Source organism: Anabaena sp. CCY 0017, assembly GCF_963920885.1.
In the GTDB taxonomy this organism is placed as follows: Bacteria; Cyanobacteriota; Cyanobacteriia; order Cyanobacteriales; family Nostocaceae; genus Nodularia.
In genome coordinates this window covers 1-236 of sequence record NZ_CAWUDG010000121.1, presented here as the reverse complement: position 1 = coordinate 236, position 236 = coordinate 1, and the positions used below count along the sequence as shown (strand labels likewise).

Sequence of the window (236 nt, the reverse complement as noted above, 5' to 3'; positions counted from 1 at the left end):
AGGGCGGGGTCATCCTGGCCGACAACGCCGCCTTCGCCGATCTGGTCGGCGCCGACCATGAGGCGCTGATCGGCGGCGATCTGTCCAAATGGCTGCCGGAGCGCAACCAGCTGGGCGTGGGCGTCCTGACGCAGTCGGCGCTGCATCTGGACGAGGGGCGTCTGGTCCCGGTCGAGGTCGCCGTGCGTCGCGACGGCGGCGAAGCCAACACCGCGCCCCTGATGATCTACGCCGTG

At 70.8% G+C, this 236-nt stretch carries 1 protein-coding gene; it reads left to right on the top strand.

Going from position 1 to position 236, the window contains the following annotated elements; genetic code table 11:
- Nucleotides 1-236: hypothetical protein (locus ACM0OW_RS25920; RefSeq protein WP_414553597.1), on the top strand; the 236-nt coding region annotated here is incomplete at both ends.